The organism is Rhizobacter sp. Root404 (assembly GCF_001425865.1).
Taxonomy (GTDB): Bacteria; Pseudomonadota; Gammaproteobacteria; order Burkholderiales; family Burkholderiaceae_C; genus LMDS01.
In genome coordinates this window covers 294961-318011 of record NZ_LMDS01000006.1, presented here as the reverse complement: position 1 = coordinate 318011, position 23051 = coordinate 294961, and the positions used below count along the sequence as shown (strand labels likewise).

Annotated in this window: 21 protein-coding genes and 1 pseudogene; 3 read left to right on the top strand and 19 right to left on the bottom strand. The window is 68.3% G+C overall.

Features of this window, described 5'->3' with window-relative positions:
• Positions 1 to 8: 8 nt before the first annotated feature.
• Positions 9 to 1751, bottom strand: a complete 1743-nt coding sequence (locus tag ASC76_RS22235; RefSeq protein ID WP_235580555.1) for a PglL family O-oligosaccharyltransferase — start codon at positions 1749 to 1751, stop codon at positions 9 to 11.
• A gap of 248 nt (positions 1752 to 1999) precedes the next feature.
• Here ASC76_RS22235 and ASC76_RS26680 point away from each other — a divergent pair.
• Positions 2000 to 2332 (top strand): annotated as a pseudogene (locus ASC76_RS26680) (tetratricopeptide repeat protein); the annotation flags it as partial.
• 54 nt (positions 2333 to 2386) lie between these two features.
• A complete protein-coding gene (locus tag ASC76_RS22225) occupies positions 2387 to 3946 on the top strand; it encodes a tetratricopeptide repeat protein (protein WP_056472047.1) in 1560 nt (519 codons plus the stop codon).
• Between the two features lie 3 nt (positions 3947 to 3949).
• Here ASC76_RS22225 and ASC76_RS22220 read toward each other — a convergent pair whose 3' ends face one another.
• The 17 genes from ASC76_RS22220 to recA form a co-directional block, all read right to left on the bottom strand.
• Positions 3950 to 6223, bottom strand: a complete 2274-nt coding sequence (locus ASC76_RS22220) for a tetratricopeptide repeat protein (protein WP_056472043.1) — start codon at positions 6221 to 6223, stop codon at positions 3950 to 3952.
• Between the two features lie 40 nt (positions 6224 to 6263).
• The gene (locus ASC76_RS22215; RefSeq protein WP_056472040.1) at positions 6264 to 6563 is read right to left on the bottom strand and encodes a hypothetical protein; all 300 of its coding nucleotides are present in this window, start codon (positions 6561 to 6563) and stop codon (positions 6264 to 6266) included.
• 79 nt (positions 6564 to 6642) lie between these two features.
• Positions 6643 to 8391 (bottom strand): PglL family O-oligosaccharyltransferase, encoded by a 1749-nt coding sequence (locus ASC76_RS22210; RefSeq protein ID WP_082549381.1) that lies wholly within the window; start codon positions 8389 to 8391, stop codon positions 6643 to 6645.
• Positions 8392 to 8439: 48 nt separating this feature from the next.
• Entirely contained in the window at positions 8440 to 8844 is a 405-nt protein-coding gene (locus tag ASC76_RS26400; protein ID WP_056472035.1) for a pilin, read from the bottom strand.
• Between the two features lie 169 nt (positions 8845 to 9013).
• Complete coding sequence (locus ASC76_RS22200) at positions 9014 to 9799, bottom strand: MBL fold metallo-hydrolase (RefSeq protein ID WP_056472033.1); 786 nt, start codon at positions 9797 to 9799, stop codon at positions 9014 to 9016.
• Positions 9796 to 12075, bottom strand: coding sequence for a CHASE2 domain-containing protein (locus ASC76_RS22195; RefSeq protein WP_056472032.1), 2280 nt, complete (start codon positions 12073 to 12075; stop codon positions 9796 to 9798). Before ASC76_RS22195 ends, ASC76_RS22200 begins: the two co-directional genes overlap by 4 nt.
• A gap of 46 nt (positions 12076 to 12121) precedes the next feature.
• On the bottom strand, positions 12122 to 12790 hold the full coding sequence (locus tag ASC76_RS22190; protein ID WP_056472030.1) for an FHA domain-containing protein: 669 nt from the start codon (positions 12788 to 12790) through the stop codon (positions 12122 to 12124).
• 27 nt (positions 12791 to 12817) lie between these two features.
• Positions 12818 to 13600, bottom strand: a complete 783-nt coding sequence (locus tag ASC76_RS22185) for a Stp1/IreP family PP2C-type Ser/Thr phosphatase (protein WP_056472027.1) — start codon at positions 13598 to 13600, stop codon at positions 12818 to 12820.
• A gap of 33 nt (positions 13601 to 13633) precedes the next feature.
• Positions 13634 to 14776: a serine/threonine-protein kinase gene (locus ASC76_RS22180; protein WP_056472025.1), complete on the bottom strand. Its 1143-nt coding sequence runs from the start codon at positions 14774 to 14776 to the stop codon at positions 13634 to 13636.
• A gap of 116 nt (positions 14777 to 14892) precedes the next feature.
• The gene (locus ASC76_RS22175; RefSeq protein WP_056472022.1) at positions 14893 to 15342 is read right to left on the bottom strand and encodes a hypothetical protein; all 450 of its coding nucleotides are present in this window, start codon (positions 15340 to 15342) and stop codon (positions 14893 to 14895) included.
• A gap of 37 nt (positions 15343 to 15379) precedes the next feature.
• Entirely contained in the window at positions 15380 to 16075 is a 696-nt protein-coding gene (locus tag ASC76_RS22170) for a TerC family protein (RefSeq protein ID WP_056472016.1), read from the bottom strand.
• 321 nt (positions 16076 to 16396) lie between these two features.
• Positions 16397 to 17083, bottom strand: a complete 687-nt coding sequence (locus tag ASC76_RS22165; RefSeq protein WP_056472014.1) for a TerC family protein — start codon at positions 17081 to 17083, stop codon at positions 16397 to 16399.
• A 140-nt stretch (positions 17084 to 17223) separates the two neighbouring features.
• On the bottom strand, positions 17224 to 18117 hold the full coding sequence (gene sucD / locus ASC76_RS22160) for a succinate--CoA ligase subunit alpha (RefSeq protein ID WP_056472011.1): 894 nt from the start codon (positions 18115 to 18117) through the stop codon (positions 17224 to 17226).
• A gap of 12 nt (positions 18118 to 18129) precedes the next feature.
• Positions 18130 to 19293 (bottom strand): ADP-forming succinate--CoA ligase subunit beta, encoded by a 1164-nt coding sequence (gene sucC / locus ASC76_RS22155; protein ID WP_056472008.1) that lies wholly within the window; start codon positions 19291 to 19293, stop codon positions 18130 to 18132.
• Between the two features lie 18 nt (positions 19294 to 19311).
• Entirely contained in the window at positions 19312 to 19926 is a 615-nt protein-coding gene (locus ASC76_RS22150; RefSeq protein ID WP_056472006.1) for a DUF2889 domain-containing protein, read from the bottom strand.
• 168 nt (positions 19927 to 20094) lie between these two features.
• Positions 20095 to 20547 (bottom strand): regulatory protein RecX, encoded by a 453-nt coding sequence (locus ASC76_RS22145; protein WP_371262164.1) that lies wholly within the window; start codon positions 20545 to 20547, stop codon positions 20095 to 20097.
• Between the two features lie 81 nt (positions 20548 to 20628).
• Positions 20629 to 21723 (bottom strand): recombinase RecA, encoded by a 1095-nt coding sequence (gene recA, locus ASC76_RS22140; protein WP_056472001.1) that lies wholly within the window; start codon positions 21721 to 21723, stop codon positions 20629 to 20631.
• 127 nt (positions 21724 to 21850) lie between these two features.
• Here recA and ASC76_RS22135 point away from each other — a divergent pair, with 127 nt between their 5' ends.
• The gene (locus tag ASC76_RS22135) at positions 21851 to 22522 is read left to right on the top strand and encodes a response regulator transcription factor (RefSeq protein WP_056471999.1); all 672 of its coding nucleotides are present in this window, start codon (positions 21851 to 21853) and stop codon (positions 22520 to 22522) included.
• Here ASC76_RS22135 and ASC76_RS22130 read toward each other — a convergent pair.
• Positions 22519 to 22866, bottom strand: coding sequence for a PEP-CTERM sorting domain-containing protein (locus ASC76_RS22130; protein WP_162247155.1), 348 nt, complete (start codon positions 22864 to 22866; stop codon positions 22519 to 22521). The two genes, ASC76_RS22135 and ASC76_RS22130, sit on opposite strands and share 4 nt — an antisense overlap.
• Positions 22867 to 23051: the final 185 nt, after the last annotated feature.

Below are 23051 nucleotides of genomic sequence, written 5' to 3'. Positions count from 1 at the left end.
CGACCCGCTCAGCGAAAGTCCTCGAACTTGAACGCGCGGGCAGGCGCCAGGCACTGGAACGGCAAGGCCGAACCGATTGCAGGCGGCGCGTCGCACGGCGCGAAGAACTCGGCCGACTGGTCGTTGCGGAACTCGCGCAGGCGCTGCGCGAGGTAGCGCGCGTGCTCGGTGTCGCCGGCCTGATCGAGCGCGGTGGCCCAGGCCTGCAGCAGGCGCGCGTCGAGCAGGTAATGCGGTGCACCGAGAAAGGCCGGCATCACGTCGGCCGGGTGCTCGCTGGTGGTGGCCGCGGCGTAGTCGGCGTGGTGCGAGAAGAAGATGCTCTTGCGGCCGTCGACGATGCGCTGCGCCAGCGCCGGCGAACCGGCGGACGGCGAGAAGATCACGACGACACGGGCGTAATCGACCACCGACAGCGCGCCGCCCAGCATCAGCGCGACCGCGCCGATCAAGAGCCCGTTCACGCCGCCGCGCTTCGCCGCAGGCGCATCGACCGGCGGTGACGCCAGGCACAAGCCGAACGCGAAGGCGGCCGGCAGCAGGTAATAGGCGTACCAGAGCGGGTACTCGAGCAGGCTGTGCACGAGGATCAGCAGCACCATCGCGAACGCCGCCGGCCGCAGCAGCGACTCGCCGGGCGCGGCATCGACAGGCACCGGCGCACGCGCCGCGCGCCAGGCGATCGAGAGTGCATACAACATCAGCCCGAGCACCAGCGCGCCGAGCGGAATGCCCAGTTCGACGAGGAACTGCAGCGGCAGGTTGTGGGTGTGGTCGAAGAACGCGACCGGGCGGCCGGGGAACGGCGTCAGCGTCCAGGCGAAGTTGAATTCGCCGAAGCCGACGCCCGTCCACGGGTGCATGCGGATCAGCGTCAGCGTGTTCGACCAGATGCCCAGCCGCGAGCTGGACACGTCACCCTGGGTGCTGAAGCGCGTCTCGCCGCCGAACACATGGTGGCTGGCATCGGCCCAGACGCCGGTGCCGTACCAGAACACGAAGTAGATCAACGGCGCGAGCCCGAGCAGCCAGCGCGCCGGGCGCGACAGGCGACGGTCGAGCAGCGCCCAGGCGGTGAGCAGCAGCATGCTCAGCGCGCCGGTGCGCGAGGCCGTCAGCACGACGACGAAGACGAACAGCAGGGCGAGCGCGTTCACCAGCCAGCGCCGCAGCACCTGCGCCTCGCCCAGCCACGCCGCCGCGACGACGGCCCACAGCAGCAGGCTGCTCAAATGGTTGGGCTGCCGCATGTTGCCGACCGCGCGGCCCTCGATGTAGGTGCGTGCGATCCAGTTGCCGTCGGTCCAGCCCGGCGCGAACACCTGAACCAGCCCGACCACGCTGCTGAGCGTACCGGCCACGACCAGCCCGAGGCACAGCGCGCGAAACGCGGGCACCGCGAACCCGTCCCCCTGCGCGCGCGCGCCCGCCTGCACCGCCAGCATCGCCGCGGCGATCATGCCGGCCGACGACAGCGACAGCGACCAGGGCAGGTCGGCCCACAGCGGGGAAGCCAGCGCAGAAGCCAGCAGCACGAGCAGCGCCGCCTGCAGCGACATCTGCCCGGCAGTCCGACGGCCACGCGGCGCCCGGGCCAGCGACGCCGCCAGCACCGCCAGCCAGCCGCCCCAGCCGACCAGGGCGACGGCCTGGTTCAGGAAGGTGGAGGACGGCGGCAGGTTGAAGGCCAGCAGCATTGGTAGGCCGATGGCGAGGGCGGCGAGGGCGGACCAGAACGGAGTGGTGGCCAACGCGACAGGGGAAGATGGAGTGGCACGGATCGACGGCATCCGGGGATTGTCCACGCCACGCGCGCAGGCGCCGCGTTTGGGTCGGAGGCCGGGGGCGCAGCGGACCCGCAGCGGGCTTCCCACAACCAATGAGCGCCCTTAAGCCGGACCACCGAATCGAAGCGGGCCCTGACTAGAATCTGCCGGAAAGTTCGGGGACCCACTCAACAGGCCGGTCGGCGACGACCTAGGCTGAATCGGACACCTAGATGGGGCTGTTTGGAAAGATGCGCGGCTGGGCCGGCGGAGGGTCCACCACACCATCAAGTGAGGCGCAGGCGATCGCGCTTGTTGATGAAGGCAACAGGCTCGATGAGGCCGGACTCTCCGAGCGTGCTATGACTTGCTACCTCGAGGCCGTGCGGATCGCGCCGAACCTCGCTCGGCCCCATTTGAATCGAGGCAATGCGCTCCTCGGGCGGGGTGATGCAGCCGGCGCCGTTGCTGCATATGAGACCGTACTCGCGATCGACCCGCAACACGTTGGCGCCCACTTCAATATTGGGAATGCGCTCCTTCAGCAGGGTGACTTGCAGCGCTCGCTCGAGTGGTACGACCGTGCAAGCGACCTGGATGATCGGTTCGTTGATGCGCACGTGGCAGCGGCAGCCGTACTCGACGATTTGGGCCGATTGCCAGAGGCGATCGCGCGTTATCGGCGCGCGCTGGCAATCGCGCCGGACTACGCCCAAGTGCACAGCAACCTGGGAACGGCGCTCAGCAGGTCCGGGCAGTTCGACAGTGCGGTCTTCAGCCACCGCCGCGCACTGGAGATCGACCCTTTGCTGCCACAGGCCCTGAACAACCTGGGAAACGCGCTGAAGGATCTCGGGCGGATGGACGAAGCGGAGGCCTGTTATCGCCAGGTGCTGGCGGCGGAGCCGGACAATCTGCGCGCCTTCTCCAATCTGCTGTTCGCGCACAACTACACCGCCCGGCATTCGCCCGCTTCGCTGCTGAACGAGGCGCGGGAATACGGCGCACTGGTGGCGAGTCGAGCCCAGCGATTCACATCGTGGCGCGGCCTTAAGGATCCGGGTCGGCCACTGCGGGTCGGGCTCGTGTCAGGTGATCTGCGCACACACCCTGTTGGATACTTCGCGGAGAGCATCATCGCCTCGCTTGCGGCCCGTCACGTCGATCGACTCGAACTGATCGCTTACCCGACTGTTCCCAGCAACGATGCCATCGCTCGACGGATCCGCGCGCACTGCGCCGAGTGGAACGACGACGCGCACGCCTGGTCGGACGCTGCCCTTGCGCGGCGCGTGCACGCGGATGCCATCGATGTGCTGTTCGATCTGTCCGGCCACACCGCACACAACCGACTTCAGGTGTTCGCCTGGAAGCCCGCACCGGTGCAAATTAGCTGGCTCGGGTACTTCGCGACGACGGGCGTTGCCGAGATCGATTACCTGATCGCGGACCCGCATACCTTGCCGGAGACTCAGGCCGGCTACTTCACCGAGAGCATCTGGCGCCTGCCCGATACGCGCCTGTGCTTCACCCGCCCGGACGCCAGCCCGCCGGTCGCTGCACTGCCGGCGCTGCTTGGTGGTGCGCCATTGACTTTCGCGAGCTTCAACAATTTGTCGAAGGTGACGGACGAAGTTGTCGCACTGTGGTCACGCGTGTTGGTCGCGCGTCCCGACAGCAGGCTCTTGCTCAAGGCGCCGCAGCTGGCGGAGTCGACGACACGTCAACGACTACTCGCGGTGTTCGAGCGAAACGGGGTCGACGCCGCGCGCATCGCGTTCGATGGCTTGTCGCCCCGCGTCGACTACCTGGCACGCTACGGCGAGGTGGACATCGCGTTGGACACCTTCCCGTTCACGGGCGGCACGACGACGGCAGAGGCGCTATGGATGGGCGTGCCAGTGCTTACGCTGGACGGCGCGAACCTTCTATCGCGCCAGGGCATCGGCTTTCTCGCCAACGCGGGCCTGGAGGATTGGATCGCACGCGATGTTGATCACTTCGTCGAGCTTGCGCTTGCGCATGCCGCCGACCTGCCTCGGCTGGCGAAACTGCGGAGCGAGTTGCGCGAGCGACTCTTGCGCTCGCCCGTCATGGACGCGGAGCGGTTTGCCGACCATTTGGAGACAGCGCTGCGCGCCATGTGGCATGTCTGGTGCCGCAAGAGCGGTCGACCCTGACGATCAACGTGAATTCGACGGGTCGACCTGAACTGCACGCGCGACCATCGCGTGCATCGCATCCTCGAAATCGCGTGCAAACCGCGCGGTGTCGAACAGCGGCGAACGGCGGGCGCGCTCCCGGAGTTCGCCGCGCAGTCGTGCCAGGGCCGGCAGATCGCCAGCCTGCCGCACCGCGCAATCGACATAGTCCTCCACGTCTCGAGCCACCCAATCGTCGAGTTCGAGGCAATGCAGCAGACTCGCACCCTGCCGGGACAGCAGGGTGCCGCCTGCCAGCGTGACAGTGGGCACGCCCATCCACAGCGCCTCGCAGGTGGTCGTGATGCCCGGGTACGGGAAGGTGTCGAGAACGATGTCGACATGGTCGTGGCAGGCGAGGTATGCGGTGCGGTCCGGCACCGGCCCGACCAGTTCCACCCGGTCGGTGTCGACGCCGAAGCGGCGCAACCGCTCCAGCGCGTGCTCGCGGCCGGACGAATCCGCCATCTGCTTGCATTGCAGCCGCAGGCGAGCGCCCGGCATGCGCGCCATTACCCGGCTCCAGGCCTGCAGCGTGCTGTCGCTGACCTTGTTCATGCGCTGAAACGAACCGAAGGTCACGTCACCACGTGACAAGCCCGGAAGCGCCCCCACTGGCGGCGCGTCGGGCGGTGCGGTGAAGCAATACAGGCTGTTAGGCATGTACCAGGCCTGCTCGACGAAGTGCGACCGATGTTCTTCGGGCAGCGAGACCCGGTCCGCCAGCACGTAGTCGATCGCCGCGAGCCCGCTGCTCGCCAGATAGCCCAGCCAGGTCACCTGCACTGACGCGGGCTCGAGCGCAAAGATCGACAGCCGGTTGTGGGCGGTGTGGCCCGCGAGGTCGATCAATACATGGATTCCGTCATCGCGCACGCGTTCTGCGGCTGCTTCGTCGTTCATTCCCACGAGCGATCGCCAGCCGTCGCACAGGCGGCGCAGGCGTTCGGTGACCGCGTCGTCACGCTGGGCGGTCGCATAGGCAAAGACCTCGACCCGACTGCGGTCGAGGCTGGCAAGCACGCCCTCGAGGAACGCCGCAACCGGGTGATTTCGCAAATCGCCCGAGACGAGTCCGATCCTGATGCGTGGCGGCACGTCGGCGACGCGCGCGCGACCCTGGCGAGCGACATGTTGTGAGGCGCGGGCTGTGACCTTCTCGCCGTAGCGCCGGGCCTCCGCCAAATAGTCGAACGGCTCCGCGACGAAGCTCATCAGGAAGAGGATGTTGCTGTGAGGCTCCACCGCCGCCGGATTGAGCGCCAAGGCTTCGCGCAGCCGCTGCGTCGCTTCCTCGGGTCGACCCGCTTCGTTCAACTCGACACCCAGGCCGGCGTAGGCGAAGTAGTGGGTCGCATCGGCGGCGATGGCCGCGTGGTACTGCTCGATAGCATCCGCCCGGCGTCCCTGAGCCGCGTAGGCGCTACCCAGACTCGCAAGCGCCGTTGCCGACGCGGGATCGATGGCGACGGCGCGGCGGAAACTCTCGACCGCGGCGTCGAGGCGCCCCAAGCCCTGCAACGCAACGCCATAGCGACACTGCGCGTCCACGTCGCGTGGACGCAGGACGGCCACCGCTTGGAGCTGGGCTGCCGCTTGTTCGGGTTGCCCGAGTTCCGACAGGACGACCGCCAGGTTCTCGTGGGCCTCGACGTAGCCGCCCCGGGCAGCCAGCGCGCGGCGATACGAATCGACAGCCGCTTCTCGCCGACCCGCCTTGGTGTGGACGTTGCCCATCAGGAACAGCAAGTCGGCCGAGCCCGGAAAGCGCTTCAAACCGCTCACAAGCAGCGCTTCGGCGCGATCGAACTGGGCCGATTCGACATAGGCCAGACAGCCATCACGGTAAGCCAACGCGAAATCGGGCTGGGACGCGATGGCCAGTGCGAAATGCGTCGCCGCATCTGCCGCTGCGCCCCGCGCTCGCATCGTGTTGCCGAGCATGTAGTGCGCGTCAACATTCGATGCGTCCAGCGCTATGGCGCGCGTCAGGTGAACCTCCGCCTCTTCGGGGCGCTGGAGCTCCAGCAGGACATAAGCCAAGTTGACACGCGCGGGAACGGCCGCGTCGTCCAGGGCGATCGCTTCGCGGTAGCGCAACGCGGCGCCGTCCAGGTCGTCCCGTTCGAGCAGGGCGTTGCCTTCCTGACGCTTCGCCTCAGCGGCTTGCGCCGCCGACTGCGGTGCTCTGGGCGGCGGGTTGGGGGCAGACGATGCAGCAGAAGCGCCCTTGAGCTTCGTCAACCAGCCAAACATTTCCGCTTTCCGAGGAGATGGGAGTGTGCAGGGGGAGCCTTCATTGCAGCTTGAGCATCAGCAAGTCGGTGATCTTCTCGATGTAGGCGGCGTCATAGCCCGCGTCCTTCAATGCCCACTTGAAGGCGTTCCCGAGGCGGGCCTTCTGGTAGAAGTTGAGGCTGTGGTCACGTCGGAACGCCGCGATGCTCCGTTCGAACTGCGCGACGGCCGTCTTCGCCTTCGCTTCGAACTTCTTGTCGCTCACGGCGCCTGCGGCGGGCATGCTGGCGATGAAGGACTGCGCGAGCTTGCTGCCGAATTGCTGCGCGGCAGTCGCGTCGAGCCAACTGAAGATCATCCTGGGTTCCTCTGCATCATCGTGGAGAGCCGCGTCGGTGACGCACCGGCTCCGGGCTCGCCGGAGCCCGATGTTACGGTCATCGGTCGCAGCGCGGGAACGCCACAGCGAGCAAACGCTGATCCTGCGCCTGCTGTTCCTGCCACGCATCGCGCATCACTTGCTGGACGCCTTCGGGGTACACCTTGCAAAGGTGAGTCAACACCTCCAGCCCGGCTGCCGACTGTCCATTCAATACCAGCGCCTGAGCGTGCCGATTCAGCGCCGCCGGGTACGGAAAGCGGCGCGCGACATCCTTCAGGAGTTCCATTTCCGCGGCGGACATCCCGGGGTGGGACCGCAGCCTGGCGGCCTCGTGGTACGCCTTCCACCCATCGAGCAGCACCAGATCGGGAGTGCGTAGCTCGGCCATCGTGATGCCGACCCGCGCGCTGGCGAAGCGCAGGCGGCGCAATGCCTCCTCGGCGCGCATGTACTCGACGCCCACCCAGGCGAGCGCGCCCAGCATGAGCAGCGCGGGCAGCCACAGCGTGACCCGCGGCCCAGTCGTTTGCGGTGCATCAGGCGACGCGACCAGCGTGTGGACGGCGCCCATCGTCAGCCCCGCCGGGATGAGGAAGTACAGGTAGTGCAGTGGGTACTCGACCATGGCGTGCGCCAGCAGCGCGAGCAGCGCCGCCAGCAGGCACCACGCATCGGCGCTGCGGCACCGCCAGAGCGCGCGTCCCGTCCAGCAGACGAGCAGGCCGAACAGCAGCAGCCCGAGCGGCAGGCCGTTGTAGAGCACGAGATCGAGCAGCAGGTTGTGGCTGTGCATCAGGGCCTCGCCGGTCGCCGGGTGGGCGAGTGCAGTCGCGTACTGCGCCGCGGCCACCTGGTTCCAGCCGTAGCCCACCCAGGGCGACTGCATCGCGGCATCGAGGAGGGTCGGCCAGTGCATGGCACGGGTGCCCACGGCGGTCCGAACGCCCGCGACAACGGCCGACTGGGTCCAGAGCGCATGCAGACGCCCTTCGAGAACCACCATCGCGCCGAACACGAGCACGCCGGCGACGACCGCGAAGAGCGGCGTGCGAAGTTGCGCGCGCCGACGCAGCACGCCCGTGCCGACCGCCAGCACGGCCATGAACATCCAGCCGGTCCGCGATTCCGTCATCGCGATGCCCCAGGCGAGAAACACCGCGGCGAGGATGGCTCCGGCCGCGCCGATGCGCCGCTTCTCGTACCACCGCAGCACGCCGGCGAGCCCGAGTGCCAGCACGGACGACAGGTGGTTGGGTTGGGCGAGGTTCGCGAACACGCGGCCGCCCGGCATGACCTGCGAGAGCCAGTCGCCGACCGGCGGCAACTGCAGCCATTGGTACAGGGCCATGCCGGTCGACAGCAGCGCGGCCGTGACGCAGCAAGCCGTCCATCCGTCGAAAAACTGATGGCGACGGGCGCCGCTCGCCAGCGTCGCGGCGGTGACCAGCGACAGCGCCAGTGCCACCATGTAGGCCGACGCGAGAAATGCGTCCGTCAGGAAGCGGATCTCATGGAACCCAAATTGGACCCAAGGAATGAATGCGGTGAGCAGGGCGACCGCGGCAGGCGCCGGCCAGGCGACACGACGCGACTTCTCGACCGCCGCCCAGCACAGCAGCAGGCCGCCGACCGCCGCGAGCGACTCCTGCTGGAACATCGTCCAAGGCAGGTAGTGACCGGGAAGCAGCCATGCGAGCGACAGCAACGCGAAGCCGATCAGGGCAGGCAATGATGCCGCCTCGACAGCGCTACGCCAGCCCGAGCGACTACCGAAGAACGAATGATTAAAAACGACTTCTTGCATGGAAAAAGGGCCTCACGATGTGAGGCCCTTGATATCCGAAAAGGCGGATTACTTGCAGCTCGACGGACGATACTTCTGGTCGATCGTGCCGCTGCAGGTCCAGGTGACTTGGCCGCCGGACGCACTGCCGCTCAGCTCAATCGTCGAGCCCGCGATGTTCGAGTCCCCTTGTGCCGTAGCAATGATTTTGGAGCCATCCCACTCGACCTTCTGGACATACTTCGACGTCTGGTTCTCGACCGTGAAGGTGCTAGGCGGCAACGCGCCGCTGGTGTTCACGTACTCCGACACGCTGGTCTTGCCCGACGACGCGGCCAGGACCACTTCCGAGACCTTCGCACGGACGGTGTAATCGCGGTAGGCCGGCAGCGCGACCGCGGCCAGGATGCCGATGATCGCGACGACGATCATCAGTTCGATAAGGGTAAAACCAGCTTGGACTTGGCGCTTCATGGTGGGGAACTCCTGAGGGGTTGAGGGAACGCCCAGACCCAGATGCGAAGCGCGTGCCACGCTCGAAACGCGCTTCAGCCCCCTCGATCGCCCAAAAAGGTGACACGATTTGTCACCGCGCTCACAACAGTGACCGGGCGCGTGGAAATAGCGACCGATCGAGTCACTTTCACCCCAACCGCATCCCCTGCCCGGCCGCGAGCGCCGCAATCCGATGCGGCGACCCCAACCGCCCGATCTCCGCCATCACCGCCTCGCTCTCGCCCGGCTTGATGTGCGTGATGTGCACGTCGACGCTTCCCGCCAGCTGCGCCAGCTCGTGCCCCAGCGCCGCTGGGCACAGGTGGCGGCTGATGCGCGCCAGCTGGCGCTCCTCGTCGCTGAACGCCGTCTCGATGACGAGATGCGCCACCTTCATCGTCCGCAGCCGCTCCCACAGTGCCGGGTTCGGCCCGGTGTCGCCGGTGAAGACCCAGGCGCCGGCCGCTTCGTCCCGCGGCAACACCGCGAAGCCGACCGCCGGCACGGTGTGCGCGGCGGTCAGCACCTCGATGCGTTTGCCATTGACCTCCAGCACATCCCCCACCGCGAACGGCACGAGCTTCAGGATCGGGTCGTCGGCGCTGGGCAGGCGGGTGAAGTCGGGCCAGATCACGCCGTTGAAGATGTGGGCGCGCAGCGCGGCGATGGTCTCGGGCAGCGCGTGCACCTGGATCGCGCCGCGTTGGTGCTCCTCGCGCACGCGCATCACGGCGTCGGCGAGCAGGCCGATCGAGAGGACGTGGTCGAGGTGGGAGTGGCTGATCAGGATGTGGTCGATGCGCGCGAGCGCGTCGAGCTCCAGGTCGCCGACGCCGGTGCCGGCGTCGATCAGCACGTCGCCATCGAGCAGGAACGCCGTGGTCTTGCAGCCCTTGGCGATGGACCCGGAGCAGCCGAGCACGGTGAGATTCATTTGCTGTCGAAGGTGTGGGCCCCGTCCCATCCGTCGGGTGGGGGCGTGGTGCGATGGTGGCGGGTACGTTCGTCGAGCTGGCGGTACAGGCCGGCAAGACCGGACTCGGCGAACCCCTCGAGCAGCCCCTGCAGGCGGGCGTGGGTAGCGTCCCAATCTTGCAGCCGGTACGAGGTGAGCGCAAGCTCCCAAAGTCGCGTTTCCTCGTCGAAGCGTGCAGATCGGTCGAGCGGGATCACGACCGGCGTGAAAAGCGTCACGGGCCGGTTCTTGCCCTTGACCCGCACCCGGTCGACCTCGACCCAGCGCCAGTCCGCCGGCGCCGGCACGCCGCGACGCGTGTCCTCGCCGACGAGGATGTCGACGCCGTAGTGCCGGGTCAGCCCCTCGATGCGTGACGACAGGTTCACGGCGTCGCCCATCACGGTGTAGCTGCGGCGCATGCTGGAGCCCATGTCGCCGACGCAGACGATGCCGGTGTTCAGCCCGATGCCCAGGCCGATTTCGGGCAGCTTGCGCCCGCGCAGCTCGGCGTTGAGCGCCTCCAGGCGCTGCACCATCGCCAGCGCGGCGCGGGTGGCGTGCTCGGCATGCGCCGTGTCGGGCAGCGGCGCGCCCCAGAAGGCCATGATCGCGTCGCCGATGTACTTGTCGAGCGTGCCGCGCTGGGCGCGGATCTGCGTGGTCATGGCCGAGAAGAAGCTGTTGACCAGGCCGCGCACGTCCTCCGGCGGCAGGAGCTCGGAGACGCGGGTGAAGTTGCGCATGTCGCAGAACATCACGGTGAGCTCGCGGTTCTCGGCGCGCATGTCGTAGCGCGCCGGGTCGCGCGCCATCTCCTCGACCAGCTCGGGCGGCACGTAGGTGCCGAACAGGCGGGCCAGCGAGCGCCGGCTGCGGCCCTCCACGATGTAGCCCCAGATCGTGGCGCCGAAGTAGATCCCGACCGTCAGCAGCAGCGGGCCGGCCAGCGGCAGCAGCAGGCCGTAAGCGCGGTAGGCCCACAGGTTGGTGCCGACCAGGATCAACGCCACCGCGGCGGCCACCTGCGCGCCGCGCAACGCGCGCACCCGCGGCAGCGCCCAGGTGAGCAGCGCGGCGATGGCCAGCAGTTGCAGCACCTCGAACGCGCTCGCCCAATCGGGGGCGGCGGGCACCTGGCCGTCGAGCAGGCCGGACAGCAGGTTGGCGTGCACCTCGACACCCGGAAAGACCTCGGCGACGGGCGTGGCGCGCTGGTCGTACAGGCCCGGCGCGGTGGTGCCGATGAACACGAGCTTGCCGGCCAGGTGCCCCGGCGCGATCCGGGCGCGCATCAGATCGACCGCGGAGACGTACTCGAACGAGCCGCCGTGCGGCCCGCCGGGCCCGCGGTAGGGCACGCGCACGCGCGCATGCTGGTCGACGGGGATGGCCTGTTGCTGCGTGCCCCGGCCGGCGCTGCCCGCCTGCTGCAGGATCACGCTCTGCAGCGCGTTGTAGTCGCTGGCCAGCCAGCGCTCGTGCGGGAAACCGGGCAGCACGGCGGGCGAGCCGGTGTAGAGCCGGTACATCGCGAGCGACAGCGGCTCGTAGTGGCGCCCGCCCAGCTCGGAGATCAACGCGACCGCGCGCACCAGGCCGTCCGGGTCGGGCACGTTGTTGAAGTAGCCGGCGGTGGGCGCGGCGCGCGCGAATTGCGGCAGGTTCGCCGCGTACCCGTCCCAGCAGGTGAACGAGATCGGCCGGCCCTGCAGCAGCGCGGCGTCGAACACCGGCGCCGGCAGCTGGCCGCTCTGGCGGCCGTCGCGCAGGTTGGTCAGGTAGTAGCCGAGGACGACGTTGCGGTCGGCGAGCGAACGGGCGAAGCGGGCATCGAAGTCGAGCTGCGGGCGCAGCGGCTCGATCGCGCTGGCCAGGGCCGGCGCGGTGGCCGCGAGGCGCTCGAGCGTCGGCAGCCCGGAGCTGTTGTCCGGCTCGGCGAACACGAAGTCGAAGCCGACGACGGCGGCGCGCTGACGCGTGAACAGCTCGTCGACCAGCGCCGCGACGTGGTCGCGGCTCCAGGGCCAGCGGCCGACCTCGGCGAGGCTTTTCTCGTCGATGTCGACGATGACGACCCGCGGATCGGGCGTGCGCGGCATGAAGGTGCGCAGCCGCGCGTCGTCGATCGCCAGGTCGAGCCCGGTCAGCGTGCGCAGCGGCCGCAACCCGGTGGCGTGGCCCAGCGCGACCAGCAGCGCGGCCAACAGCAGCAGCGCGCGCAGGGCGCGCCACAGGCCGGAGCGCGAGGTCATCGCAGGAGAGGCTGGCAGGTCCGCAACGGCGCGGGCCGGGAGGGAATCAGGCCTGGACGAACTGCATCTGCGTGCCGGCGAGCTCGATCACGTCACCGTTCTTGAGGTGCACGGTCTCGCCGACGACGGGGTTGCCGTTGACGGTGGGCTGCAGCGCGCCTTCGACGTGGGCCAGCACGTAGCCGCCCGGCCGCTTGGTGATCGACGCGACTTGCACGCCGGGCTTGCCGACGGTGGTGACGACCTTGGTCAGCGACACCTCGCGCCCGGCGGCGGCGCCGTTCAGCACGCGGATCGAGGCCGGGATCGTCGACGAGCCGAGGGAACCGAAGCCGGAGTTGCCGAATCCGGAGTGCGGCGGCTGGCCGGGCGCGCCCGGCGGGCGGGTGCCGGGCTTCATGATCATCGTCTTCTCGTAGTCGGTGCCGTCGTCGACGATGAACTTGATCTTGTACTTGCCGATCTCGACGGTGTCGTTGTGGCTCAGCAGCTGCTTCTTGACGGCCTTGCCGTTGATGTAGGTGCCGTTGGTGCTGTTCAGGTCTTCGATGAAGACATCGGCGCCGACCATCTGCAGCACGGCGTGCTCGCCGCTGACCGCGAGGTTGTCGATCACGATGTCGTTGTAGGGCCGCCGGCCGAGCGTCGTCTTGTCCTTGGTGATCTGCACTTCCTTGATCACCACACCATCGAGCGATACGACCAGTTTGCCCATTGCTGTTTGACCTCTTGTGACTAAGTCTTAGCGGCGGAACGGCCACCAGGAGCGCGCGGCACCGGCGCCGCCGCGGACTCGCGCCAGCACCACGGAGATATTATCCTTGCCGCCCGCATCGTTGGCCGCGTCGATCAACGCGCTGGCCGCTTCGGGCAGCGTCTCGGCGCCCATCAGCAACTGCGCGATGCTTTCGTCGTCGAGCATGTCGGACAGTCCGTCGGAGCATAGCAGGTAGGTGTCGCCGGGCATCACGTCGTGCAGGTGGGTCTCGAGCAGCACGGTGTCCTCGACGCCGACCGCCCGGGTCACGAGGTTCTTGTTGGCCGAGAACGCGGCCTGCTCGGGCGTGATCAGGCCGGAGTCGATCTGCTCCTGCAGCAGCGAATGATCGTGGGTGATCTGGGTCAGGCGCGACGCGCGCAGCCGGTAGGCCCGCGAATCGCCGACGTGGCCCACGAGCAGCCGCGATTCGCGGAACACGCCGACGACCAGCGTCGTGCCCATGCCCGCGTACTGCGGGTTCGAATTGGCGGCATTGAAGATGGCGCGGTTGGCGTTGTCCACGCAGATGTCCATCGCGCGGCGCACGTCGGTGTCGGTGGCGGTCTCGGAGGCTTCGGCCAGCCAGCGGCCGAGTTCGGACTTGATGAAGGCGGTGGCCATGCCGCTGGCGACCTCGCCGGCGTTGTAGCCGCCCATGCCGTCGGCCAGCACGACCAGTGCGGTGGCGTCGTCGACGGCGACCGAATCTTCGTTGTTGCTGCGCGCGCGGCCGGTGTCGGTGGCGCTGAAGAATTCGAGGGTCATGGACGGAACGTGTACGGGCATGAAGAACCCTGATCAGTGCCCGGCATTGTGCCTTGGATCGCCGGGAGAAAATCTCGTCGTGGCCTCGAACGTCGCCGATTTCGCCCCCACGCTCGTGGCTGCCGGCAGCGCCGGCTCGGCGTCGATCATCGCGGCGACCTGCAGCAGGTCCTGCGCCAGCTGCCCGCCGTCCGCGTAGCGCACCTCGACGCGCTTCTCGAGCGCGAGCGCGACGACGTTGGCCAGCGCTTCGGGCAGCTCCGGCCGGAGCGTGCGGACATCGGGTGCGGCGTCATTGACGATCTGGCTCATCAGCGCCGCCATCGACTCGGCACGGTGCGGCAGCGCGCCGGTGAGCAGTTGGAACAGCATCACGCCGAGCGAATACAGGTCGGTGCGGCCATCGACCCGGCGCCCCGCCATCTGCTCGGGCGACATGAACGACGGCGTGCCCAGCACCATGCCGGTTCGCGTGCGGCAGGCGTCGGTGATGCGCGCGATGCCGAAGTCGGTGACCTTCACGGTGCCCTCGGCCGGATCGATCATCACGTTGGCAGGCTTCACGTCGCGGTGGATGACGCCCTGGGTGTGGGCGTGCGCGAGCGCCTGCGCCACGCGCGCCAGCGTGCGCAGGACCTGCGGCACGGGCAGCAGCTGGTTGGGCAGCGTGTGGCTCACCAGGTCGTGGCCCGTGACGAACTCCATCGCGATGTAGGCCAGGCCGTCTTCCTCGCCGGCGTCGAAAATCGTCACGATGTCCGGGTGGTGCAGGCGCCCGGCCATCTCGGCCTCGCGGAAGAAGCGGGCGCGCGCGTCGGCCAGTTCGCTGCCCTCGAACTCGCGGCTCAGCGCCATCGTCTTGATCGCGACGGCGCGGCCGATCTGCGGGTCGTGGCCCAGGTAGACGGCGCCCATCGAGCCGCGGCCGAGCTGGCGCTCGATCCGGTAGCGGCCGAGGGTGGCGCGCTCCGGTCGCACGCTCGGCCCCTGCGGGCTGCCGACGACCGCGGCGTTGCCCGGTGCGGCGTCGGACGTGGAGCCGAGCGCTCGCGCTGCTCGATCGGGCGCGTCGGAGGCGGATCGGCGGCGCGACCCGAACCACCAGCCCAGGCCGAATGCGCCGGCCACCGCGACCACCAGCGGGACCCAGATCGCCAGACCCCACTCAGGCCGCATCGACGGCGCGGCCCGGGGCCGGCGCGGGGTTCGGGGAGGGGTGCCTGCTCATTGCGCAGGCACGTTAGCACAGGGGCGCGGCCAGCCGAACCCCCGATTGCGACACGCGTGCCGGTTCAGTCGGCCAGCGCCAGCATCACCGACAACCCGGCCGTGGCGGCGACGGGCGCGGCCCAGCGTGGCCCCGGCTGACCGGGTTGCGCCACGCTGATCGGCTCGTCGGTGCGGCCGACGCGCGGCTGGCGCGCATCGAGCAGGCGCAGGTGCGGCAGGCGCGCGACCAGGCGGGCCGACACGTCGACCAGCGGCCGGTTCGCGATCAGCGTCTCGACTTCGCTGCCCGCGCGCGCCTGGAGCTCGGGCTGCAACGCGGTGAAGAGGTCCGTCGCCCAGCGCTCGCGCCACTGGCGGCGCGCGCTGTGCGAGACCCAGCGGCCGATGTGGCGGGTGAGCGTGGGCGGGCACGCCACCAGCACCCAGTGCGTCGGGCCCTCGCCTTCGAGCATCGGTTGCAGGATGTGGCGTGCACTGGCCACGTCGTTGACGAACACGGCGATCTTTTCCATTTGTAGTGCTCCTGTTCAGGGGTGGGTGACGCGGGGATCAGGTGGCCGTGGGTTCACGGCCCGAGGGGGAGGCGCGGTGGGTCGCCCACCAGCCGGCGGCGAGCACGCCGACGATCAGCAGGGCGTGGGTGGCGACGCGGATCGCCAGGTTCGGGTCGAACAGCTCGTCGAGCAGCGGTTCGCTGACGATCATGTGCGCGGCGGTGTAGGCGAGCACGCCCGCACCGAGGTACATGATGATCGGGAAGCGCTCGACCAGCTTCAGCACGAGGGTGCTGCCGAACACCACGATCGGCACGCTGACCAGCAGGCCGATCACGACCAGGTCGATGCTGCCCTTGGCCGCGCCGGCGACGCCGAGCACGTTGTCGACGCCCATCAGCGCATCCGCGATCACGATGGTCTTCATCGCGCCCCAGAAGGTGGTGGCGGTCGGCTCGTGGCCATGGCCGCCCGAGTCGGGCGCGAGCAGCTTGTAGGCGATCCAGACCAGGCCCAGCCCGCCGATCAGCATCAGGCCCGGAATCTTGAGCAGCCAGACGACGCCGACGGTCATGATCGTGCGCACGACGATCGCGCCGACCGTGCCCCAGATGATGGCCTTGGTCTGCAGCTGCGGCGGGAGCTTGCGGGCGGCCAGCGCGATGACGATCGCGTTGTCGCCGGCGAGCACGAGGTCGATCAGGATGATCGCGAGCAGCGCGGACAGCCACGCGGCGGAGAAGAGTTCCATACGGTCTCCATGGACAGGGCAATGCACGACGAACGATGCAAAGCCGCGCCGATGGCGAACGCAGACAGCGAACTCAGGAAGGTGGCGGTGGGTGAAGACCGCGCGCCGACCTCGAGCCCGCCGCCCTGCTCACGCAGAAGCGGCTTGCATCGAAGGTCTTGCCCGGCATGGAGTGAATGTTTTGGCCCGGTGAACCGGAAGCGGGTCGTGGACCCCGCTTCGTATTGACGGCTCACCGAAACGCCTGCTGCACCCTGAGGCGCGAGACGTCGAGCTACTCCCCTTCAAGGCCCCGATTAGGACAGGGCCGCCCGACCCGTGTCAAGCGGGGGATTTGGCGCGCGCGCGGCGCTGCATCCACAGCCCGACCGCGACGACGATCGCCGCGCCGATCACGCCGGCCGCGTTGATGACCATGTGCGGCTGCTCGCCGAAACGCGTGACCACCGCCGGGTCCGTCAGCAGCATCTCGCCGGCCAGGAAGCCGAGCAGCGCTGCGCCGAGCGTGATGATGATCGGGAAGCGCTCCATCACCTTGAGCAGCAGCGTGCTGCCGAAGATGATCAGCGGGATGCTGACCGCGAGGCCGATGATCAGCAGCGCGGTGTTGCCCTTGGCCGCCGCCGCGACGGCCAGCACGTTGTCCAGGCTCATCACCAGGTCGGCGACGAGGATGGTTCGAATCGCCGCGGCCATGCCGCCGATCTCCTTGTGGCCGTCGTCGTCGCCATCGTCCTCGCTGAGCAGCGAGATGCCGATGTAGAGCAGCAGCAGCGCGCCGACGATCTTCAGGTACGGCCACTTCAGCATCTCGACCGCGATCAGCGTCAGGATGATCCGCATGACGATCGCGGCGGCGCTGCCCCAGAAGATCGCCTTCTTCTGCTGATGCGGCGGCAGCGAGCGCGCCGCCATCGCGATGACGACGGCGTTGTCGCCCGACAGCACGATGTTGGCAAGGATGATCGAACCGAGTGCCGCCCAGTAGGCGCCGGAAGTGAAGTCCATGAAGCAGGCCCGTATGTAGGAATGAAATCGGGCGGCACGCGGCCGCCCGTTGTCGAGCTGGTATGGATTCTAGGCAGGCTGGCGCGCGGCGTCGGTGGGACTATCACCGACGCGGCACGGCGTGCCGCGTCAAACCGGCGTCAGAGCAGGCCCTTGAGCAGCTTGCCCATCTCCGACGGGTTGCGGGTGACGGTGAAGCCGCAGGCCTCCATCACCTCGAGCTTGGCATCGGCCGTGTCGGCGCCGCCGGAGATCAGCGCACCGGCATGGCCCATGCGCTTGCCGGCCGGCGCGGTCACGCCGGCGATGAAGCCGACGATCGGCTTCTTCATGTTGGCCTGGCACCAGCGCGCCGCGTCCGCCTCGTCGGGGCCGCCGATCTCGCCGATCATGATCACCGCGTCGGTGTTCGGATCGTCGTTGAACAGCTTCATGATGTCGATGTGCTTGAGCCCGTTGATCGGGTCGCCGCCGATGCCCACGGCGCTCGACTGGCCGATGCCGAGTTCGGTCAGCTGCGCGACCGCTTCATAGGTCAGCGTGCCCGAGCGCGAGACCACGCCGACCCGGCCGGCCTTGTGGATGTGGCCCGGCATGATGCCGATCTTGATCTCGTCCGGCGTGATCAGGCCGGGGCAGTTCGGCCCGAGCAGCAGCGTCTTCTTGCCGCCCTTGGCTTCCTTTTCCTTCATGCGGTTGCGCACCATCAACATGTCGCGCACGGGAATGCCTTCGGTGATGCAGATCGCCAGGTCCAGGTCGGCCTCGACGGCCTCCCAGATCGCCGCGGCGGCGCCGGCCGGCGGCACGTAGATCACGCTGACGGTGGCGCCGGTCGCCTTGGCGGCCTCGGTCACGTTGGCGTAGATGGGGATGCCTTCGAAGTCCTCGCCGGCCTTCTTCGGATTCACGCCGGCGACGAACGCGGCCTTGCCGTTCGCGTAGTCACGGCACATCCGGGTGTGGAACTGGCCCGTCTTGCCGGTGATGCCTTGCGTGATGACCTTGGTGTCTTTGTTGATCAGGATGCTCATGGTGTTCCTTGCTTACTTGGCCAGCGCGGCCATCACGGCCTTGGCGGCGTCGGCCATCGATTCGGCGGTGATGATCGGCAGGCCCGAGTCCTTCAGCATCTTCTTGCCCAGGTCCTCGTTGGTGCCCTTCATGCGCACGACCAGCGGCACGTTCAGGTTGACGGCCTTGCACGCGGCGATCACGCCTTCGGCGATCGTGTCGCAGCGCATGATCCCGCCGAAGATGTTGACCAGGATGGCCTTGACCTTCGGGTTGCCGAGCATGATCTTGAAGGCCTCGGTGACCTTCTCGGCGGTGGCGCCGCCGCCGACGTCGAGGAAGTTCGCCGGCTCGCCGCCGAACAGCTTGATCGTGTCCATCGTCGCCATCGCCAGCCCGGCGCCGTTGACCAGGCAGCCGATGTTGCCGTCGAGCTGGATGTACGCGAGGTCGAACTTGCTGGCCTCGATCTCGGCCGGGTCTTCCTCGTCGAGGTCGCGGTAGGCGACGATCTCGGGATGACGGAACAGCGCATTCGAGTCGAAGTTGAACTTCGCGTCGAGCGCCTTGATGTTGCCGTTGCCTTCCAGGATCAGCGGGTTGATCTCGGCCAGCGAGCAATCGGTGTCCATGTAGCACTGGTAGAGCTTCTTGAACACGTCGATCGCCTGCGCGGTCGAGCCGGGCGGCACGCCGATGCCGTTCGCGAGTTCGGTGCCCTGCGCATCGGTCAGTCCGGTGGCCGGGTCGACGAAGACCTTCAGGATCTTCTCGGGCGTGGCGTGGGCCACTTCCTCGATGTCCATGCCGCCCTCGGAGCTGGCCATGATCGCGACCTTCTGCGTCGCGCGGTCGGTGACCGCGGCGACGTAATACTCCTTCTTGATGTCCGCGCCTTCCTCGATCAGCAGGCGGCGCACCTTCTGGCCCTCCGGGCCGGTCTGGTGGGTCTTGAGCTGCATGCCCAGGATTTCGTTGGAGAGCTTCTCGACATCGGCCATCGAGCGCGCCAGCTTCACGCCGCCGCCCTTGCCGCGTCCACCGGCGTGGATCTGCGCCTTCACGACCCAGACCGGGCCGCCGAGCTTCTGCGCGGCCTCGTTGGCCTCGCGCACGCTGAACGCGGGATAGCCGCGCGGCACCGGCACACCGAACTGGCGCAGGATTTCCTTGCCTTGGTACTCGTGGATCTTCATGGTCGGTCTCTCGGGCTTTCAGGTTTCGGAGGGGACAACAACGGCGGCGCCGGGTGGCGCGCTGCGGGCGGGGGCGCTGTTCTGCGGGGCTCGATACCAGCGCGGGTAGTACGTCTTGACGGCCAGGCCATCGGCGCGCAGCGCGTGGCAGCGGTCGATCTGGAACGGTTGGGTGCTGTCCGCACTGTCGCCGCGGGTGTCGAGCACCTCGCCGGCAAAGGCCTGCACGACCGCGGTCGGCAGCACCTGGGTCAGCTCGGTGATATGGGTGCAGCCTTGCACGCCGCCGAGCCGCTCCTTGACGGCCTGGCGGAACCCTTTCATCAGGTTCAATCCGACAAGTCGGCCGTAGACGTCACCATAACTGTTGCATTCGCCCGGGTAAGGCATCGCCGCCGTCTCGGCGCCCGCTTCGACGACGTTGAAGCGCTCGTCGACGACCAGTCGCAGCAGCATGTCGTGAATCGGCGCCCCGGCCGGCAGCATGCCGGTGGCCATGCGGGTCTCGCGCGAGCGCACGTCGGTGATGTGCGCGTCGACTTCCCACAAGCCGTTGCCGCGCGCGTAGATCTGCACGTCGATGCTGCGGCGGTGCTTGAGCTGGCGGTCGCTGGCTGCGGTCGGCAGGGCCATCGGTGGGGCGAAGGGCGAAGTGAACGGAGTTCGAGGTGGCGGCGCTTCGGGGCGGGACGGCCGGGGCAACGACGCCCGGGGCGAACCCGCAAATCAGCCCGCGAATGTAGCATGCTGCTCTGCACCATCGCTGACGCCGGGATGACAGCCGGGCGGACGCGGAACCGCTCAGCCCCCGTCGTCCTCGTCGGGATCGCGGGGCCGGGACGCGCCTCGCAGCGCGCGCGAGATCACATCGGGCGAGAAGCCGCGACCCGCCAGGAACCGCGCCTGCCGAGCCCGTTCGGCCGCATCCGCCGGCCACATCGGGAACTTGCGCTCGCGCACGGCGCGTGCGCGCGCCAGTTCGCTGTCCTTCAATGCCTGCGCCGCATCGGCACCGAGTGCGACCTGGTGCTGCTTCAATTCCTGGCGAATGCGCAGGTTGCCGAATCGCGCCGAGCGGGCATGGACGCGCGATTCGACAAAACGCTCCTGGGACAGGTAGTTGTGGGTCTCGAGCCAGTCGAGCACCGCGTCGACGCGCGCAGCGGCGCTCGCGCGGGCCTCCGGGTCGGTCGCCCCGTCACCCGTCGCCGCCGCCAACTCCGCGACCGCGTGCGGCAGCAGCTTGCGCCGCAACTCGACGCGGCTCTGTTCGCGCTGCGCCAGCCACTGCAGCGCACGCGCCTTCAGCGACCGGGGCTTGGGCGCGGGCGTGGCTTACTCCTTCACGACCTTCAGCTTGGCCGGCTTCTCGTCGGCCAGCCCGGCGTCGGCCAGCAGGCGGATGCCGGCGGCCTCGCGGACCTTGTTCTCGATCTCGAACGCCAGCGCCGGGTTCTCGCGGAGGAACTCGCGCGCGTTGTCCTTGCCCTGGCCGATCTTCTCGCCGTTGTAGGCGTACCAGGAGCCGCTCTTCTCGAGCACCTTCTGTTCGACGCCCATGTCGATCACCTCGCCCTCGCGGCTGATGCCCTGGCCGTAGAGGATGTCGAACTCGGCGGTCTTGAACGGCGGCGAGACCTTGTTCTTGACGACCTTGACCTTGGTCTCGTTGCCGATGACCTCCTCGCCCTTCTTGATCGAGCCGATGCGGCGGATGTCCAGGCGCACCGAGGCATAGAACTTCAGCGCATTGCCGCCGGTGGTGGTCTCGGGCGAGCCGAACATCACGCCGATCTTCATGCGGATCTGGTTGATGAAGATCACCATCGTGTTGGTGCGCTTGATGCTGCCGGTGAGCTTGCGCAGCGCCTGGCTCATCAGGCGGGCCTGCAGGCCGGGCAGCGAGTCGCCCATCTCGCCCTCGATCTCGGCCTTCGGCGTGAGCGCGGCGACCGAGTCGACCACGACCAGGTCGACCGAGCCGGAGCGCACCAGCGCGTCGACGATCTCGAGCGCCTGCTCGCCGGTGTCGGGCTGGCTGATCAGCAGGTCCTGCAGGTTGACGCCGAGTTTCTGGGCGTAGCCGATGTCGAGCGCGTGCTCGGCGTCGATGAACGCGCAGGTGCCGCCGACGCGCTGCATCTGGGCGATGACCTGCAGCGTGAGCGTGGTCTTGCCGCTGGATTCAGGGCCGTAGATCTCGACGACCCGGCCGCGCGGCAGGCCGCCGACACCCAGCGCCATGTCGAGGCCGAGCGAACCGGTGGAGACCACCTCGATGTCCTCGATGACTTCGCCCTCGCCGAGGCGCATGATCGTGCCCTTGCCGAACTGCTTTTCGATCTGCGAGAGCGCCGCCTGCAGGGCCTTGGCCTTTTCGGTGTTGAGAGCGGTCGGGGCGGGGGCAGCGGCTTTTGCGATGGCGTCCAAGGGATTCTCCTGAAGTAAGGCGCATTATCTCAAAAGCTGGATGTTTGTACAGTGCCTGGGCGCCGTTTTTTGCGGCGCTCCCTACAATGAAGATGCGGCCCCGAGCCGCGCCCGTCTGGAGACTCGCATGCGCATCCTCATCGCCGAAGATGACCAGGTCCTGGCCGACGGCCTGTTGCGCTCGTTGCGCAACGCGGGCTACTCCGTCGACCAGGTCGGCAGCGGCACCGAGGCGGACGCGGCGCTGTCGTCGCACGAGTTCGACCTGGTGATCCTCGACCTCGGACTGCCCAAGCTGCACGGCCTGGAGGTGCTGCGCAAGCTGCGCGCGCGCGGCGCCAGCGTGCCGGTGCTGATCCTCACGGCCGCGGACAGCGTCGAGCAGCGCGTCAAGGGGTTGGATCTCGGCGCCGACGACTACATGGCCAAGCCGTTCTCGCTGCAGGAACTGGAAGCGCGGGTGCGGGCGCTGACGCGGCGGGGCCTGGGCACCGCCTCGGCGATCATCAAGCACGGACCGCTGAGCTTCGACGCGACCGGGCGGGTGGCCTACCTGAACGACCAGATGGTCGAACTGTCGGCGCGTGAACTCAGCCTGCTGGAAGTGCTGCTGCAGCGCGCCGGGCGGCTGGTCAGCAAGGACCAGCTGGTCGAGCGCCTGTGCGAGTGGGGCGAGGAGGTCAGCAACAACGCGATCGAGGTCTACATCCACCGGCTGCGCAAGAAGATCGAGCAGGGCCCGGTGCGCATCGCCACGGTGCGCGGCCTCGGCTACTGCCTTGAGAAGATCGCGGCTTAGCGGCTGCGTCGCGACCGCAGGCCGACCACCAGCAGCCCCGCCAGCGTCAGGGCCCACACGCCGGGCTCGGGCACGGCGCTGGTGAAGCTGATCGCGACGTTGTCGAGCAGCGCGCCGACGTTGTCGCCGCCGGCATTCTGGAACGTCAGCGCGTAGTCGCCCGTCGTCCCTGGCGTGAAGGTCAGCACGTAGCCGGCAAAGTCGGTGGCCGAGGCAATCTGGTAGGTGAGCGAGGCGGCTCCGAACGTCACGGTTCCGCTTTCTGTCGAGCCGCGATGGCTGCCCGCGAGGTCGAAGCTGGCGGTGTATTCGACGCCCGCTGTCAACATGAACGACCGGCTCAACAGCCCGGCATCGGCCGAGCTGCCGTCCAGGTCAATGTACGCCCCGTGACCGGGCACCAGGTTGAACGCGGTGCCGGAGAAGTTGCTGCCGATGATGTCGCTACTTCGTGCTTGACTTTAGGAACATGTGCCGCGCAGCGATACCCGGGGAAAAGGGCAACAACGCAACACGTTGTCAGCCACCG